At 68.6% G+C, this 17,021-nt stretch carries 11 protein-coding genes; 5 read left to right on the top strand and 6 right to left on the bottom strand.

Annotation, left to right across the window (positions count from 1 at the left end):
* Positions 1-244: 244 nt before the first annotated feature.
* From CFB47_RS04315 to CFB47_RS04300, 3 genes are all read right to left on the bottom strand, one after another.
* Entirely contained in the window at positions 245-3,430 is a 3,186-nt protein-coding gene (locus tag CFB47_RS04315) for a hypothetical protein (protein WP_089460504.1), read from the bottom strand.
* Positions 3,431-3,915: 485 nt separating this feature from the next.
* Positions 3,916-5,160: an FAD-binding oxidoreductase gene (locus CFB47_RS04305; RefSeq protein WP_089460503.1), complete on the bottom strand. Its 1,245-nt coding sequence runs from the start codon at positions 5,158-5,160 to the stop codon at positions 3,916-3,918.
* Positions 5,161-5,233: 73 nt separating this feature from the next.
* Entirely contained in the window at positions 5,234-6,013 is a 780-nt protein-coding gene (locus CFB47_RS04300) for an ABC transporter substrate-binding protein (protein ID WP_089460502.1), read from the bottom strand.
* A 378-nt stretch (positions 6,014-6,391) separates the two neighbouring features.
* Between CFB47_RS04300 and CFB47_RS04295 the strand changes: the two genes are divergently transcribed.
* The 5 genes from CFB47_RS04295 to CFB47_RS04275 all read left to right on the top strand — a co-directional run bounded on the left by CFB47_RS04295 (position 6,392) and on the right by CFB47_RS04275 (position 11,799).
* Positions 6,392-7,366 carry an ornithine cyclodeaminase family protein gene (locus tag CFB47_RS04295; protein WP_089460501.1) on the top strand — a complete coding sequence of 325 codons (975 nt, stop codon included), beginning with the start codon at positions 6,392-6,394 and terminating at the stop codon, positions 7,364-7,366.
* Positions 7,363-8,157 carry a transcriptional regulator gene (locus CFB47_RS04290; RefSeq protein ID WP_089439351.1) on the top strand — a complete coding sequence of 265 codons (795 nt, stop codon included), beginning with the start codon at positions 7,363-7,365 and terminating at the stop codon, positions 8,155-8,157. The genes CFB47_RS04295 and CFB47_RS04290 overlap by 4 nt, the downstream gene beginning before the upstream one ends.
* 204 nt (positions 8,158-8,361) lie before the next feature.
* A complete protein-coding gene (locus tag CFB47_RS04285) occupies positions 8,362-9,093 on the top strand; it encodes a DsbA family oxidoreductase (protein ID WP_089439350.1) in 732 nt (243 codons plus the stop codon).
* A gap of 136 nt (positions 9,094-9,229) precedes the next feature.
* A complete protein-coding gene (locus CFB47_RS04280; protein ID WP_089455690.1) occupies positions 9,230-10,666 on the top strand; it encodes a DHA2 family efflux MFS transporter permease subunit in 1,437 nt (478 codons plus the stop codon).
* 344 nt (positions 10,667-11,010) lie between these two features.
* Positions 11,011-11,799, top strand: a complete 789-nt coding sequence (locus CFB47_RS04275; protein WP_089455689.1) for a sulfite exporter TauE/SafE family protein — start codon at positions 11,011-11,013, stop codon at positions 11,797-11,799.
* A gap of 142 nt (positions 11,800-11,941) precedes the next feature.
* Here CFB47_RS04275 and CFB47_RS04270 read toward each other — a convergent pair whose 3' ends face one another.
* From CFB47_RS04270 to CFB47_RS04255, 3 genes are all read right to left on the bottom strand, one after another.
* Positions 11,942-13,777: a S10 family peptidase gene (locus tag CFB47_RS04270; protein WP_089430682.1), complete on the bottom strand. Its 1,836-nt coding sequence runs from the start codon at positions 13,775-13,777 to the stop codon at positions 11,942-11,944.
* A gap of 615 nt (positions 13,778-14,392) precedes the next feature.
* Complete coding sequence (locus CFB47_RS04260; RefSeq protein ID WP_089460500.1) at positions 14,393-16,483, bottom strand: D-(-)-3-hydroxybutyrate oligomer hydrolase; 2,091 nt, start codon at positions 16,481-16,483, stop codon at positions 14,393-14,395.
* 136 nt (positions 16,484-16,619) lie between these two features.
* Positions 16,620-16,985 (bottom strand): BON domain-containing protein, encoded by a 366-nt coding sequence (locus CFB47_RS04255; protein ID WP_089424630.1) that lies wholly within the window; start codon positions 16,983-16,985, stop codon positions 16,620-16,622.
* Between the last annotated feature and the right edge of the window lie 36 nt (positions 16,986-17,021).

The raw sequence follows: 17,021 nt of genomic DNA, 5'->3' as shown, positions 1-17,021 counted from the left end.
ATCGGCTTCGTCACGACCATTATCCGGCCGGCCGGCGCTGCCGGGATTCGGTAGGTAAACGGATGGAGGCGACCGGTTATTCCACGCCGGCCGGCGAGCGTCGCTGGCGGCAGCAGCAACCATTCGTGCGACGAAAGAAAAAGGGGCACCAAAAGACAACGCGGCATGACAGCGATGTCATGCCGCGTTGTGCGGCCCGTTGCGCACGGCGGCAGATCCGGCTCCGCCGTGCGTGCGCGGGAAGTTACTTCGGCAGTGCGCCCGTCAGCGACTGGAGCAGCGACGACACCGGCGCGAGCGGGTTGCCCGGCGCGCTGTTGCCCGAATGCGGCGTGACCGACAGGCCCGGCGCGGAGCCGAGCGCCGTGCCCACCGTCGTGCCGACCGCGTTGACGACCGTCGCCGTCGCGTTGGCGCCCGTCGTCAGCAGCGAGCCGACGGCACCCGCCGTGCCGCCGGCCGCGTTCGCGCCCGAGCCGAGCAGGCTGCCGCCCGCCGCTGCCGTCGAACCGGCCGCGCCCGACAGCGCGCCGGCCGCCTGCCCGAGGGCCGCCGGACCGTTCGCGAGTGCGCCCGTCACCGAACCGAGCGCACCGGTCAGTGCGCCGGCCGGGTTGCTGCCGCCCGTCAGGCCGCTCACGAGGTTCGTGATCGGTGCGATCGGGTTGCTGCCCGTCGCGCCCGACAGCGTGCCGACGACCTGGTTGACGACGCCTTGCACCGGCGCCAGCGGGTTCGAGCCGCCGAGGTTGCCGAGCGTGCCGACCACCTGGTTCACGACGCCCTGTACCGGCGCCAGCGGGTTCGAACCGCCGAGGTTGCCGAGTGCGCCCACGACGGAGCCGACCGCGTTACCCAGTGCGTTCGTGGCCGTGCCGACGGCGTTGCTGCTGCCGAGCGTGCCGACGACCTGGTTCACGACGCCCTGTACCGGTGCCAGCGGGTTCGAGCCGCCGAGGTTGCCGAGTGCGCCCGTCACCGAGCCCAGTGCGCCGTTCAGCGCGCCGACTGCGTTGCCGCCCGTCGGCAGCGCGTTCTGCAGGCCGTTGACGAGGTTCGTGATCGGCGTGATCGGGCTACCGCCACCGGCGCCGGACAGCGTGCCGACGACCTGGTTCACGACGCCTTGCACCGGCGCCAGCGGGCTTCCCGCACCGCCGAGCGTGCCGGCGAGCTGCGTGACGACGCCCTGCACCGGCGCCAGCGGGCTTCCCGCGCCGCCGACGTTGCCGAGCGTGCCCGTGATCGTGTTGACCGCGTTGCTCAGTGCACCGGCCGGGTTGCCGCTACCGAGCGTACCCGTGACCTGGTCGACGACGCTCTGGATCGGCGCCAGCGGGTTCGAGCCGCCACCGATGCCGCCCAGTGCGCCCGTCACCGTGCCGAGTGCGCCGGTCAGTGCGCCTGCCGGATTGCCGCTGCCGAGTGCGCCCGTGACTTGGTTCACGACGCCTTGTACCGGTGCCAGCGGGTTCGAGCCGCCACCGATGCCGCCCAGTGCGCCCGTCACCGTGCCGAGAGCGCCGGTCAGCGCGCCTGCCGGATTGCCGCTGCCGAGCGCGCCCGTCACTTGATTCACGACGCCTTGTACCGGTGCCAACGGATTCGAGCCGCCACCGATACCACCCAGTGCACCCGTCACCGTGCCGAGAGCGCCGGTCAGCGCGCCTGCCGGATTGCCGCTGCCGAGTGCGCCCGTGACTTGATTCACGACGCCTTGTACCGGCGCAAGCGGGTTCGAGCCGCCGCCGATGCCGCCCAGTGCGCCCGTCACCGTGCCGAGGGCACCGGTCAGTGCACCGGCCGGGTTGCCGCTGCCGAGTGCGCCCGTCACTTGATTCACGACACCTTGTACCGGTGCCAACGGGTTCGAGCCGCCACCGATACCACCCAGTGCACCCGTCACCGTGCCGAGAGCGCCGGTCAGTGCACCGGCCGGATTGCCGCTGCCGAGCGCGCCCGTGACTTGGTTCACGACGCCTTGTACCGGTGCCAGCGGATCCGCGCCGCCGCCGATACCGCCCAGCGCACCCGTCACCGCGCCGAGCGCGCCGGTCAGTGCGCCTGCCGGGTTGCCGCCACCGAGCGCACCCGTCACTTGATTGACGACACCTTGAACCGGCGCCAGCGGGTTCGAGCCGCCACCGATACCGCCCAGTGCACCCGTCACCGTGCCAAGGGCACCAGTCAACGCGCCAGCCGGGTTGCCGCTACCGAGCGCACCCGTCACTTGATTGACGACACCTTGAACCGGCGCCAGCGGGTTCGAGCCGCCGCCGATACCGCCGAGCGCACCCGTTGCCGTACCGAGTGCGTTGCTCAGTGCCCCGGTCGCCGTGTTCAGCGCACCGGTCAACGCACCTGCCGGGTTGCCGCTACCGAGCGCACCCGTCACTTGATTGACGACACCTTGAACCGGCGCCAGCGGATTTGAACCACCGCCGATACCGCCCAGCGCGCCCGTCACCGTGCCAAGGGCACCGGTCAGTGCGCCTGCCGGGTTGCCGCCACCGAGCGCACCCGTCACTTGATTCACGACACCCTGAACCGGCGCCAGCGGATTTGAACCACCGCCGATACCGCCCAGCGCGCCCGTCACCGTACCGAGTGCGCCAGTCAATGCACCTGCCGGGTTGCCGCTGCCGAGTGCACCCGTCACTTGATTGACGACGCCTTGCACCGGCGCCAGCGGGTTCGAACCACCGCCGATACCGCCCAGTGCACCCGTCACCGTACCAAGTGCCCCGGTCAACGCGCCAGCCGGATTTCCGCCACCGAGCGCGCCCGTCACTTGATTAACGACACCTTGCACCGGCGCCAGCGGGTCCGCGCCACCGCCGATGCCCCCCAGTGCGCCCGTCACCGTACCGAGTGCGCCAGTCAATGCACCCGCCGGGTTGCCGCCACCGAGCGCACCCGTTACTTGATTGACAACACCTTGAACCGGCGCCAGCGGGTTCGCCCCACCGCCGACATTACCCAGTGCCCCCGTTACCGTGCCAACCGCATTGCTCAGCGTCCCCGTCGCCGTATTCAGCGCACCGGTCAACGCACCTGCCGGGTTGCCGCCGCTCAGCGCACCCGTCACCTGATTCAGCACACCCTGGACCGGCGCGAGCGGCTGCACCGTGCCGCCGCCACCGCCGAGTGCGCTCGTCACCGCCCCCACGGCGCCCGACAGTACCTGGCCGGGATCGCCCAGCGACGTCTGGATCGCGCCTGCCCCGCCTGCCGCCACGGTGACCGAGCCCAGCGGCGACGTCCCCGTCGCGACCAACCCGACCGACACGCTGTTCGTCGGCGGGTTGACGATCACTTGCGGAATCGGCAGCGCATCAAGGGCCCCCGCCATCGCGGAACCCGAAGCCAGTACCCCGAACACCGTCGCGACCGACAGCGCTACACCCGTCAATTTCAAATTGTGTCCCATCTTTATTTTCCCCATCTCGGTTGGCACAACGTTGATAAAGCATGGGGACCGATTGCACGAAGTGTGCCAATTCGAAAAACAGGATTGATTCGTCTGCCTATTGACGGCCAATAACGCCTTTTTAATCGATTTCAGACGAAATACACGGCCCTGGCGCCGCAATCATCTGATGAAAAAGGTCGACGGAACGCGGATGTAACGTAACGTTTGCGAGCCCCGTGGTAACGTGTTCCGGGTACATTCCGCGTAACACCGGAACATCCGCTGCAACGACGTGCGACACCGTCACGAGCGGCTGCTCATTACGCATTTCACCAATATGAAAATGCATTGATAAATCGCCGATTTGTTGATTTTATTTATTTCGCGATTATCTTTCTTGCCGATTACGCAGATCATTTCCGATCGCACGATTTCCGATAATTCGGATAGCAAACTGAAACATTGTGAAGGCCGGCGCGCGCGACGCAACGCGCGCCGCCGGATCAGCCGAAACGCGCGGGCCGGTACGGATGGGGATCGATATAGGTCGGCGCGCCCGTCATCATTTCGGCGAGCAGGCGTCCGCTTGCGGGGCCGAGCGTGAGCCCGTGATGGCAATGACCGAACGCGAACCACAGGTGGCGATGGCGCGGCGCGGGCCCGATCACCGGGCGCATGTCGGGCGTGCACGGCCGCATCCCGAGCCACGGCTCGGGATCGAGCCGCTCGCCGATGCCGAACGCGTCACGCGCCAACGGTTCGGCGCGCGCGAGTTGCACGCCGGTCGGCGGTGCGCCGCGCGGCGCGATCTCGACGCCGGTGGTGAGCCGCAGGCGGCCGCCTTCCATCGGCGCGACGACGAAACCTGCCTCGGTATCGCACACGGGCACGTTCAGCGGCGCGCGCGTCGGCCGGTAGTGCATGTGATAGCCGCGCTTCGCGCGCAGCGGAATTCGGTAGCCGAGCGGCTCGAACACGTGATCGGACCACGGCCCGAGCGCCACCACGGCCGAGCGCGCCGAAATCGGCCCGTGCTCGGTACCGACCTGCCAGCCGTCATCCACCTGCACGAGCGTCCTGGCATCGCCGAGTGCGAACGTGCCGCCGTCGCGCTCGAACAGCCGCGCGTAGGCCTTGGTCAGCCCGCCCGGGCTCGACACGGTCTTCGGGTCCTGCCAGTGGAATGCGCCGCAGAACGCGTCGCCGATACCGGGCTCGCGCGCCCGCAACGCACGTGCGTCGAGCACCGTCATCCGCAGCCCGTGCGCGTCGGCCACGCGCTGCTGCGCGCGCGTTTCCGCATCGAACAGCGCGGGCGAACGGAACGCCTCGATCCACCCGCCGTCGTGCACGAGCGGCTGCGCATCGGTGCGCGCGAGCAACGCGTCGTGCTCCACGACGCTCGCCGCGACGAGCGGTAACAGGTCGCGCGCGGCGGCCGCGAGCCGCTGCGGCGACGATTCGCGCCAGAAGCGCGAGAGCCAGCCCGCATATGCGGGCAGCGCGCGGTAGTCCCAGTAGAGATCGACCGAGCGGTTGCGCGCATAGCGCAGCAGCGTGCCGAGCCGGCGCGGAAACGCGTACGGCACGACCGACGAGCGCTCGATCAGCCCCGCATTGCCGTGGCTCGTTTCCTCGCCGGGCGCGCGCCGATCGACGAGCGCGACGCGCAGCCCGCGATCCTGCAGATGCAGCGCCGACGACACGCCGACGATGCCGGCCCCCAGAACGATGACGTCGAAATCCATGGTTCCCCGTACTGCGTCGAGATTCGATGCGACACGCGCCGGCGCGGCGGCCGGCGCACGGCGGTGATTGCGATTACTTCGAGACGATGTCGCGCTTGAAGTACTTCTGCGACAGCGCGCTGAGCGTGCCGTCCTTCTTCAGCGCGTCGAGCGCGCCGACGACCTTCGCCTGCAGCGCCTTGTCGTTCTTGCGCATCCCGAAGCCCGTGCCTTCACCGAGCGTCGCCGGATCCTTCAGCGGCTCGCCGACGATCTGGTAGTCGCGCCCGGCCGGCTTGTCGAGGAAACCGTCCTGCGCGGTCTGCGCTTCCTGCACGGCCGCGTCGAGACGCCCCGCGACGAGGTCGGCATAAATCTGGTCCTGATCCTGGTACGACACGACGGCCACGCCCGCGTTGGCCCAGTGCGCCTTCAGGAAATCCTCCTGCGACGAGCCCTGCAGCACGCCGACGTGCTTGCCGCGCAGGCTCGCGACGTCGGGCCGCAACGGCGAACCGTGCTTCGCGATCGTCACGATCGGCACCACGTAGATCGCCGGCGTGAAGTCGATGCTCTGCCGGCGCTTCGACGTGATGTTCATCGCCGAGTTGATCACGTCGAACTTGCGCGCCTGCAGCGCCGGGATCAGGCCGTCGAACGCATTCTCGACCCACACGCATTTCATGTTCAGCTTCGCGCACACCGCGTTGCCGATGTCGACGTCGAAGCCCTGCAGCTGGCCGGCCGGCGTCTTGCTCTCGAACGGCGGATAGGCGGCTTCGATGCCGAAGCGCAACGTGGTCTGTTCCGCATGGGCCGTGACGGCCGCGCAGGCAAGCGCCGCAGCGGCGCAAAAGGAGAGCTTCCAGTTCATGACGGTCCTTCCGTTCCGGATTGAGGCGATGAAGATCGGTACACGACGGCCCGGGCCGGAGGTCGGATCGGCATTCGAACCAGGCAGCCGCCACGCGGCGACGTGTCGTGTCCTGCACACGAAATATAGACTCAAAGTCTACTATAGACTATAGGGGATACGAGAATCGTGCCCCGATACGCGACGTCGAAAATTCGATACCCGTCCTTACCCCATTGATTTACCTGCCATTTTTCCGAACCACGCGACGGAACGGCATCTCGAAAAGAAAAATTCTCCCGACTTCGTTTGTCTATATTAGACTTTTCGTCCATCACGAACACTGCCGGACACCGTCGATCGAGACTGTCCTGTCCGGCCCCGACCGGAGATGTCCCCATGACGCAAACCGCCCCGACCCTGCCGCTGACCGTCGACGAAGCCGCGGTGCGCGCGGCCCTGCCGTCGCTCGACGTGCTCGGCACGCTGCGCAGCATGTTCGCGTCGCTCGCCGCGGCGCGCGCGGTGCAGCCGCCGCAAACGCTGACGCTGTTTCCCGACCAGGCCGGCGACTTCATCACGTATCTCGGCGCGCTCGCCGACGCGCAGGTATTCGGCGCGAAGCTGTCGCCGTATGTCGTGACGGGCGGCAAGCCCGACGGGAAACCGATCGTCACCGCGTGGACCGCGCTGATGTCGATGCGCACGGGCCAGCCGTTGATGTGGTGCGACGCCGGGCTGCTCACCATCGAGCGCACGGCCGGCACGACCGCGCTCGCGGTCGACTGCCTCACGCCGCGCGCCGCGCGCCATCTCGCGATCGTCGGCGCGGGCGCGGCCGGCCTCGCGCACCTGCGGCACACGGCGGCCTTGCGCGACTGGGAGACGATCCGCGTGTACTCGCCGTCGCTCGCCGGCGACGCGGCGCAGCAGGCGGCACTCGCGCAACTCGATCCGCGCGCGCGCGCCGCGGCGAGCGTCGAAGCCTGCGTGCGCGACGCGGACGTCGTGATGCTGTGCACGTCGTCGGGCACGCCCGTGCTCGGCGACGGGATGCTCACGCGCCCCGCGCTCGTCACGTCGATCAGCACGAACGTCGCGCGCGCCCACGAGATCCCGCCCGCCTGGCTGCCCGACATGGACGTGTACTGCGACTACCGGCATACGACGCCCGCGAGCGCCGGCGAGATGCAGATCGCGGCGGCCGAACACGGCTGGGACGCCGCGCGGATCGCCGGCGACCTGCCCGCGCTCGTCGCCGGCACCTGCCCGGCACCGTCGTATGCCCGTCACGCGTTCTTCCGCTCGATCGGCCTCGGGCTCGAGGACATCGCGATCGCGCACGCGCTGTACACGCACCTGGCACGCGCATGAGCGGCACGCGCGCGCGGGGCCGATACAATGGCGCAACCGCCGCGGCGGCCGCGCGCGGGCGCACGGGCATGCCGGCCAACGGTGCGCCGGCACGCCGGCCCGATGCGCTGCCCGGCTCCCGCCCACCCGAGATGGCGAACCCGATGCGCAAGAAGAAATCCCCCGTCAAAGACCTGCTGCTCACCCGCTATGCGCCGATCGCCGACGGTATCGCCGCGCTGTTCTTCCCGTACGCGGAAGTCGTGATTCACGACCTGCACGACCAGACCGTGCTGTATCTCGCAAACAACCTGTCCAAGCGCGAGGTCGGCGACGATTCCGCACTCGAGGAAATCGATCATTCCGCGCGTGAGCGCGTGATCGGCCCGTACGAGAAGCTGAACTGGGACGGCCGGCGGATGCGCTGCGTGAGCAACGTGCTGTTCGACGACGAAGGCCGCCCGGCCGGGATGATGTGCATCAACTTCAACATCGCGGTGTTCGACGAGGTGCGCGCGACGCTCGACCTGTTCATCAAGGGCGCGGGCGTCGTCGCGCAGCCGGACGAGCTGTTCCGCGACGACTGGCAGGAGCGCATCAACACGTTCCTGCACGGCTGGCTGCGCGAGCGGCAGGTCGGGCTGAACGGGCTCACGCGCGAGCACCGGCGCGAGCTCGTCGAAGCGCTTTACGCGGAGGGCGCGTTCCGCGGCAAGAGCGCGGCGAACTACGTCGCGAACGTGCTCGGGATGGGCCGCGCGACGGTCTACAAGCACCTCAAGCACCTGAAGGAAACGCAGGGCGACGCGTAAGCGCCCCCCTTCGGGCCGGTTCGCCGCCGCACGCGGCGACGGCCGGGCCTCGGCATTCGCTATCGGGGCGCCGCTTCCGCGTCTATGCTTCGTGATACGCCGGGCGCCCGCTTCATATGACCGCATGGCCGCCCGGCCGGGACGAAGCGTCGAAGTACAAAATGATATAGTCCCGGTTACATTTTTTGCTGCCCGGAATTGCCCATGACGACCGCTCCCGCCCCGACTGCCCGCCCGACCCTGACCGTCGAAATCTGGTCCGACCTGATCTGCCCGTGGTGCTGGATCGGCAAGCGCCGCTTCGACGAGGCGCTCGCCGCGTTCGCGCACGCCGACCGCGTCGACGTCGCGCTGCGCGCGTACCGGCTGATGCCCGGCCAGCCCGTCGAGCCGGTCGAGGCGATGCTCGGCGGCAAGTACCGGATGTCGCCCGCGCAGGTCGACCAGATGCTGCACCAGGTGACCGATGCGGCCGCGAGCGTCGGGCTGCGCTACGACCTGCCCGGCACGCTCGTCGGCGATACGCTCGACGGGCACCGGCTCGTGAAGCTCGCGGAGGCGACGGGCCGCGCGCACGCGCTGACCGAGCGGCTGTACCGCGCGTATTTCTGCGAGCACGGCTCGCTGTTCGATCACGCCGAGCTGACCGAATTCGCGGTCGAAGCGGGGCTCGAGCGCTCGGCCGTCGAAGCCGTGCTGCGCAGCGACCTGTACCGCGCCGAAGTCGAAGCCGATGCCGCGCGCGCCGCGCAGATCGGCGGGCGCGGCGTGCCGCTGTTCGTGTTCGGCGGCCGCTACGCGGTGTCGGGGGCGCAACCGGCCGACGCGTTCGCGCAGGCGCTCGACCAGGCATGGCGCGACGGCATCGTCGAACTCGACGGCGGCGACGCAGCCGCGTGCGGCCCCGATGGCTGCGAACTGCCGGCGCGCTCGTAACGCCCGTCACATCCATCGCGCGCGTCCCGCGCGGACGCGCGACTACGCATCGCTGCTGCCACAAACCGGCAGGAAGCCCGCGCCGAGGGGGTCTACAATGCAGCCTTTCAAATAACTATCAGAAGGCGGCAAGCCCATGACCCACGGGATTCACGGCGAGAAGCGCTGGTACGCGCTGATCGTCCTCTGCCTCGGCGTGCTGATGATCGTGCTCGACAGCACGATCGTGAACGTTGCACTGCCGTCGATCAGCACCGACCTCCATTTCACCGAGACGGCCCTCGTGTGGGTCGTCAACGCGTACCTGCTGACGTTCGGCGGCTGCCTGCTGCTCGGTGGACGGCTCGGCGACCTGTACGGCCAGCGGCGCATGTTCCTCGCCGGCCTCGTCGTCTTCACGCTCGCATCGCTCGCGTGCGGCCTCGCGCAATCGCAGGCGATGCTGATCGCCGCGCGCGCGGTGCAGGGGATCGGCGGCGCGGTCGTATCGGCCGTCGCGCTGTCGCTGATCATGAATCTCTTCACCGAGCCCGGCGAACGCGCCCGCGCGATGGGCGTGTACGGCTTCGTCTGCGCGGGTGGCGGCAGCATCGGCGTGCTGCTCGGCGGGCTGCTGACGAGCTCGCTGTCGTGGCACTGGATCTTCCTCGTCAACCTGCCGATCGGCATCGCGGTCTATGCGATGTGCGTCGCGCTGCTGCCACGCCTGCGCGCGCCGGCCGGCAACGCGCGGCTCGACGTCGCGGGTGCGATCACCGTCACTGCATCGCTGATGCTCGCTGTCTACGGGATCGTCGGCGGCAACGAGGCCGGCTGGCTGTCGACGCAGACCGTCGCGCTGATCGGCGCGGCCGCCGCGCTGCTCGCGCTGTTCATCGCGATCGAGGCACGCGCCGCACATCCGCTGATGCCGCTCTCGCTGTTCGCCTCGCGCAACGTCGCGCTCGCGAACGTGATCGCCGTGCTGTGGGCGGCCGCGATGTTCGCGTGGTTCTTCCTGTCCGCGCTGTACATGCAGCGCGTGCTCGGCTACGGGCCGCTGCAGGTCGGCCTCGCGTTCCTGCCGGCGAACCTGATCATGGCCGCGTTCTCGCTCGGGCTATCCGCGCGGATCGTGATGCGCTTCGGCATCCGCGGCCCGATCGCGGCCGGCCTGCTGATCGCGGCGTGCGGCCTCGCACTGTTCTCGCGTGCGCCGGTGGACGGCGGCTTCGTCTGGCACGTGCTGCCCGGCATGACGCTGCTCGGCATCGGCGCGGGCGTCGCGTTCAACCCGATGCTGCTCGCCGCGATGAGCGACGTCGATCCGGCCGATTCCGGGCTCGCGTCGGGGATCGTCAACACCGCGTTCATGATGGGCGGCGCGCTCGGCCTCGCCGTGCTCGCGAGCCTCGCGGCCGCCCGCACCGACGTGCTCGCGGCGACGCACGCGCCGCTCGACGCGCTGAACGGCGGCTACCATGCGGCCTTCGCGTTCGGCGCGGCGTTCGCCGCCGCCGCCGCGCTGATCGGCCTCGCGCTGCGCATCCGGCAGCAGGGCGCGGTCGGCGGCGTCGGCCCCGCGATGCACTGACCGGCGACCGGCGGCGGGTGGCATCGACCGCCGCCCCTCTCGAACCAGGGCGCGCACCGTCGCGCCCTTTTTTATACGTGCCGGGCCGGACACTCGCTCTCGCTTCACCGGGCGTTTCGGGCGGATCAGTCGCGAGGAAGACGGCCACCCCGCCCCCGCTCCGCTCAAACGCCTGTTTTATTTCAGGCCGGATGCCCGCGCCACGGGCTTTCCCCACCGATTTCTAACGCAGTCGTACATCGACCCGCCACATTTGCGACAATGGCGGACTTTGACGCGCGCGCCGCGGCCACGTGCCGCCGCCGAACGCCGCATAACCGTCGCCGCATAACTGTCCGCTTCCGATGTCGCTTCCCCATATCGATTTGCTGTACTCGTTGTCCGGCCTGTTCGTCGGCATCCTCGTCGGCCTGACGGGCGTTGGCGGTGGTTCGTTGATGACGCCGATCCTCGTGCTGCTGTTCGGCGTCCACCCGGCAACGGCGGTCGGCACCGACCTGCTGTACGCGGCCGCGACCAAGGCCACCGGCACGCTCGTCCATGGCCTGAAAGGCTCGATCGACTGGCGCATCACGGGCCGGCTCGCGGCGGGCAGCGTCCCGGCCGCGGCCGTCACGCTGTGGTGGCTGCATACGCACGGGATGAACACGCCGGGCACCGCGCGGATGATCCAGCTCGTGCTCGGCATCGCGCTGCTGCTCACGTCGCTCGCGCTGATCTTCCGGCCACAGCTCACCGCGTTCGCCGCACGCAATCCGCTCGTGCCGAGCCCCGCGCGCACGCTGTGGTCGACCGTGCTGACGGGCGCCGTGCTCGGCATGCTCGTGTCGATGACGTCGGTCGGCGCGGGCGCGATCGGCGTGACCGTGCTTCTGCTGCTGTATCCAGCGCTCGCGACCACCCGCATCGTCGGCTCCGACATCGCGCACGCGGTGCCGCTCACGCTCGTCGCGGGCATGGGGCACTGGCTGCTCGGCTCGGTCGACTGGTCGATGCTGCTGTCGCTGCTGCTCGGCTCGCTGCCCGGCATCGTGCTCGGCAGCCTGCTGTCGGCGCGCGCGCCCGAGCGGCTGCTGCGCAACCTGCTCGCCTCGACGCTCGTCGCGGTTGGCGTGCGGCTCGTGCTGGCGTAACACGCGGCGCGACTGCGCTGTCCTCAACGGGTTGATGCCATTTCGCGGCCGGCCCATCGCCCGCCGCACATAAAAACAGCCCGACCGGCCTGCGCCGATCGGGCTGTCGTCCATCCGGGGCGGCGCAAGCCGCCCACAGCGCTTACTGCCCCTGCTGCTGCAACTTCTGCTGCTTGAGCTGTTGCGTGCGCATCTGCAGCTTCAGCACGCGCTGCAGCGCCGTGCGATTGGCGAGGATGCCGTCGTAGAAGTTGGCGAGATCACCCTTCAGCGCGGTCCGCGACGCGTCGTTCAGGTAGATCATGTGGCCCGACGGGTAGTTCTTGATCGTCAGGTTCTGCGCCTTGAGCGTCGGGTCGAGCGGCATCTGCGCGAGCGTCAGCTCCGTCTGGTGGAACGGCGTGACGGCGTCGAAATAGCCGTTTGCCGACAGCACCTTCAGGTCCGGGTTCACGCTCATCGTCGACGCCAGGTCGCCCGCCGTGTACAGCGTATTGCCGCCGCCCTTGTTCGCGCCGGTCGGATCCGTGTGGCTGAAGTCCCAGTTGTTGAAGACCTGGTCGTTCAGGTCCACGAACGACGACGTCGACGTGTACTTGAGGTCGGTGTTGATGTAGCTGTTCCACAGCACCGTGTACGCGCCGCCGACGTTCGTAATCGACGGATCGTTGCTGCCCGAGTTCGGCAGGATGTACGGCGCGATGCCCTTGCCCGTGAAGTTCGCGCGACCGTCGTACTGGCCGATCTGCGTGCCCGGCACGAGCGTCAGGAAGAACGTGTACGGCGGGTTGTCGTTCGACGACGGCACGTTGCCGAGCGCGGCCGGGTTGCCGAACGTCTGGATCAGCGACGTCGGATCCGTGCCGATGTACGCGCCCATCTGCTGCGCGGTCTGCAGGTTCAGGTTCAGGCGCACGTTCACGAAGCCGCCGTCCTGCGGGTTCGGCTTCTGCGCGAGCGGCGCGAGCGTGTTGTCCGCGTAGTTGCGGGCCTGGACCATGTACGCGTCGAGGTCGGTCGGCGTCGGGTTGAGCGTCGTCTTCTTCCAGTAGAACGCATCGGCCGCGAGCGTCGGGAACGTGCCCGGCGCGGACAGCGCGTTCGCGTAGTCGAGGATCGACGACTGCAGCGTGATCCCGTTCAGGTCGATGCCGTCCTCATGCAGCACCCACGACACGACCGCGCTGCGCGCGGTGCCGTACGACTCGCCGTACAGGAACTTCGGCGAATTCCAGCGCGAGTACTTGGTCAGGTAGCGCTGGATGAAGCGGTCGATCGAGCGGGCGTCCTGGTCGGTGCCCCAGAAGTCCTTGTTCTTCGCCGGGGCGATCGCCGCCGAGTAACCGGTGCCGACCGGGTTGATGAACACGAGGTCGGTACGGTCGAGCAGGCTGTCCGGGTTGTCGAGCAGCTTGTACGGCGCGGGCGGCGTGAAGTTCGGGAACGACGACTGCAGGCGCTTCGGCCCGTACGAGCCGAGCAGCAGGTAGACCGACGACGAGCCGGGGCCGCCGTTGTAGAAGAACGTGACCGGGCGCGGCTTCGACGGATCCGGATTGTCCTGCGTGTACGCGACGTAGAACATCTTCGCGTTCGGTGCCGACGTGACCGGATCGATCGTCGTCAGGTGGCCCGTGGTGGCCGTGTACTTGATGGTCTTGCCGCCGATCGTGACCGTCCGGTGCACGACGGCCGCCCCTTCCGTGGAATCCGTGACCGCGTCGTTCGGCCCGGTGCCGTACACGTCGTTGTCGACGTACGGCTGGTCGGCCGCGGCGGCCGTTGCGGTGGTGTTGGCCGACGTGCTGGCGCCGGCCGACGTCGCGGCGGCGGCGGCAGCCGAAGCAGCCGGGCTCGACCCGTCGTCGCCGCCGCACCCCGTGACGAGCAGCGCAGCGGCCGCAGCCGCGGCGAGCGGCACGCTCAGTGTCGTTCCGAATAGCGCGAAACCGTCTTTCAAGGACTTCCGTGTCGTCATTATTGCCTCTCGAACAGAACGATAAATACCGCCGGTCGCAAAGGATCATTTGCGCCGGCGCTCCGCACCGGGAATGCATTCGTTATGCGACGCACTCCGAGTTTTTTACCGGTTCGGCGAATACCGACCGGCATGATTTACCCCACCCATATTTTTTTGCGACTGCACAATGAAATCAATTCCATTGCGAACGACAATTCGATAATCCGCAGCAATACCGATTCATTCAGCGCATTTGCGTACGCACAAAATCGACGGCAAAGGGATGCCCCGCCAGGCCAGACCCAGCAAGGTCGCCTCGCTTCGAACAGACGAACAATCCCCCTCGGCGAGATGCCGATTAATCGCAAAACGACGATCAATCGCGACTCGAGCCGATTTAATAAAATCGAAAGGATCGATTAACTAAACGGAAAGGAATATCTCGTATCTGGAATTTATTAAATTAAGTGAAAATACCGGCGCATATTAGGGTTCCGATTTATCCCCGTAAAGTAATAATTTGTTACGGCGCTCGCCATTCCGATAAAAGGCAGTTCGGGACCGATTCCAGAGCCCCCGAAAGAAAAAGCCGGACGACGGTCCGGCTTCGTGAGGGCGGCGCGGCGCGCGCCGTCAGAGCGGCACGTCGATCGCGCCGGCGCCGACGGGAATCGCGTTCGCGCCCGGCGCGGCCGAGATCGGCGGCAGGTTCGCGCTCGTCAGCGCGGGCGCGGCGCCTGGCGTGCCGCCGCGCGGCACCGTGCGGATCACCTGCGACGGCGGCAACGGCGCGCCGTTCTTCAGGTGCTTCCACATCAGGTTCAGTGCCTGCAAGTTGTAGTAATGAACCGGCACGAAGCGCGTGTCGAAGCCCGGCACCGGCAGGAACGCGTCGAAGTGCTGGCCGTTCGTCACCTCGTAGAACACGAGCTGGCTGCGCCCGCCTTCGCTGATGCCGTTCTGCGCGACATACGCGCGCGACGCGTGGTTCACGGGCACGAGCGCGTCGCTGCGGCCCTGCACGATGATCGCCGGCTTGCCCTGCAGGTTCGCGTTCACGCGCACCGCGTCGACGTTCGCGGGCATCCCGAGCATCCCGTTCGTCCAGAGCTGGCGCAGGCACAGCGCGCCCGCGAAGCTCCCGTCGGGCGTCGCGAGCCGGTGGTCGACGCCCGCGCCCGTGTTGAACACGAGGTTGATGCCGGCCGTCGGCGGCACGCCGTTGCCGACGCCGAACACCGCCGGCATCGGCGACGTGGCGGGCGCGGCGACGGCGCCCGTCGCCGGGTTCGTCGTCGCGAAGCTGAAATTGCACAAGTTGTCGGTGACGCGCGAGCGCGTGTACGCGTTCGCATACGTGACCGCGATCGCCGGAATCGCCTGCGAATCCCACATCGGCGCCTGCAGCAGGTCGGAATCGGCGAGGTAGCCAGCCGCGTGGAGCTGCGCGAGCGCGTCGGCGGCCTGGCTTTGCGTATCGGCGCCCGACACGAGCCCGGCCGCGGCGAGCGTCGCGCAGCGCTGGGTGCGGATCGACTCCGTGGTCGCCGCCGGCAGCGCGCTCAGGTACGGTGCGTCGGCAAGCGACGCCGACGCGGCCGCGCACGGCTCCAGCAGGTTCGCGAGCGTCGCGTAGTCGGCCAGCGGCCGGCCGAACGACGGCACGGGCTGACCGCCCGAGCGCACGACCGCGTTCGGCGCCATCCGCACGTTGATCTGCGGCTCGCCGACCACGACCGCGGTGATCCAGCCGCGGTTGTCCTGTTCGGCCGCCGCGAGCGACGCGCCGCCGCCGTTGCTGACCGACGCGGCGATCGTCGTGATGTCGCCCGCGCGATAGCGCACGCCGTGATGCGAGCCGTCGACCAGCGGCCCGAACTGCTCGTTGAGCGCCCAGTACGCGAACTCGACCGACTGCAGCGTCACGCGCCCCCAGTCCTGCTCGGGATTCTGCTGCGAATGCGCGTGCTTGAACGCATAGCGGTTCGGGAAGCGGGAATTGAACGTGGCGAGATCGCCGCTGGTGACGTTCGCGGTGAACAGGCTCGCGGTGCCGGCCAGCACTGCGTTGGCGAGCGTGCCGTCGATCAGCGTGATGGTGTCCGACATCAGCTCGTGCGCGCCGTTGCCGCCGCCCTTGTCGTTGTAGGCGACCGCGCAGCCGCGCTTGAGCGCCCATTCGCCGGCCGCGGAAATCGCGCCGTACACGCCGCGCGAGCCCGACGACGTCGCGGTGACGATGCACGGCTGCGCGGGATTGAAACTGGCGGGCACCTGCACGAGCAGCGTGACGTTCTTGCTGCCGCTGCCGTCGTCGGCGTACGCGAGATATTCGGTGCCGGGAATCTTGCCTTCGCCGAGCGTGTCGTTGCCGTCGAGGTCGACGTTCGGCCCCCAGAAGCGGCCGTAGCCGCCGTTTGCGCTCATGTCGACGAGCGCGCGGTAGTTCGACCAGATCGCGAGGCGGCGCAGCTCGGCGGCCGTCGGCCGGGCGGCATTCGCGAAGCCGGGAGCGCTCGCCGCGCCAAGGCCCGTCTTGCCGAGGCCGGCCGTCAGCAGGTCGTCGCTCGCGCCGTCATAGGCCGTCGTGCGCACGCTGCCGGACACGAAACCGGGCAACCGGTTGCGCTCGGCCGACTCGTCGCCGTTACAGGCGCCGAGTATCGCGACCGCGGCCAGCGCCGCGCCGAAAACCATCCGCCTGCCCCACCCGAGTCTCGTCATCGCCGCCCTCTCGATATCGTTATCGGTCCGCCGCCGCTTCGTGCGGCTTGCGGCCTCTCAAGCGCAAACGGGCCCCGGCATGCCGGGGCCCGCCTGAAAACGGGCGCATGCGGCGCTCGCGCGCCGCCGCCCGGCGTTACTGCTGCTGAACCGTCAGCTTGTTCGACACCGACGTCACGCCGCTCACGCCCTTCGCCGCCTCTTCCGCCTTGTCGATCTGGGCCTGGTCGGGCACCGTGCCCTCCAGCGTGATCGCGCCGCCCTTCGAGCGCACGACGATGTTCGCCACGTCGATGCCGCCCGCCTTCGTAATGGCCTTGCGCACCGCATAGCCCAGCTTGCGGTTCGCCTTCTTCGCGGTCTTCGCGGCGGCCTTCGGCGCGCTGGTCGCGGCCGCGGGCGCTTCCGTTGCCGCGGCGTCGCTCGACTGCGCATACACGCTGCCCGACAGACAGGCCGCCACGGCGGCGACACCCAACGCTCTCAACACGATCGACTTCATGCTATCTCCTTATCACTCCGGAACGGCCGTGCACAG

Source organism: Burkholderia sp. AU27893, from assembly GCF_002223205.1.
Lineage (GTDB): Bacteria > Pseudomonadota > Gammaproteobacteria > Burkholderiales > Burkholderiaceae > Burkholderia.
The sequence above is the reverse complement of the archived record's forward strand: the minus strand, read 5'-3'. Positions and strand labels throughout refer to the sequence as shown.

What these genes read in the sequence shown, in the direction of transcription:
- CFB47_RS04305 (WP_089460503.1), bottom strand. Translation starts at nt 5,160, where the DNA reads ATGGATTTCGACGTCATCGTTCTGGGGGCCGGCATCGTCGGCGTGTCG.
- CFB47_RS04290 (WP_089439351.1), top strand. Translation starts at nt 7,363, where the DNA reads ATGAGCGGCACGCGCGCGCGGGGCCGATACAATGGCGCAACCGCCGCG.
- CFB47_RS04295 (WP_089460501.1), top strand. Translation starts at nt 6,392, where the DNA reads ATGACGCAAACCGCCCCGACCCTGCCGCTGACCGTCGACGAAGCCGCG.
- CFB47_RS04300 (WP_089460502.1), bottom strand. Translation starts at nt 6,013, where the DNA reads ATGAACTGGAAGCTCTCCTTTTGCGCCGCTGCGGCGCTTGCCTGCGCG.
- CFB47_RS04275 (WP_089455689.1), top strand. Translation starts at nt 11,011, where the DNA reads ATGTCGCTTCCCCATATCGATTTGCTGTACTCGTTGTCCGGCCTGTTC.
- CFB47_RS04270 (WP_089430682.1), bottom strand. Translation starts at nt 13,777, where the DNA reads ATGACGACACGGAAGTCCTTGAAAGACGGTTTCGCGCTATTCGGAACG.
- CFB47_RS04260 (WP_089460500.1), bottom strand. Translation starts at nt 16,483, where the DNA reads ATGACGAGACTCGGGTGGGGCAGGCGGATGGTTTTCGGCGCGGCGCTG.
- CFB47_RS04285 (WP_089439350.1), top strand. Translation starts at nt 8,362, where the DNA reads ATGACGACCGCTCCCGCCCCGACTGCCCGCCCGACCCTGACCGTCGAA.
- CFB47_RS04255 (WP_089424630.1), bottom strand. Translation starts at nt 16,985, where the DNA reads ATGAAGTCGATCGTGTTGAGAGCGTTGGGTGTCGCCGCCGTGGCGGCC.
- CFB47_RS04315 (WP_089460504.1), bottom strand. Translation starts at nt 3,430, where the DNA reads ATGGGACACAATTTGAAATTGACGGGTGTAGCGCTGTCGGTCGCGACG.
- CFB47_RS04280 (WP_089455690.1), top strand. Translation starts at nt 9,230, where the DNA reads ATGACCCACGGGATTCACGGCGAGAAGCGCTGGTACGCGCTGATCGTC.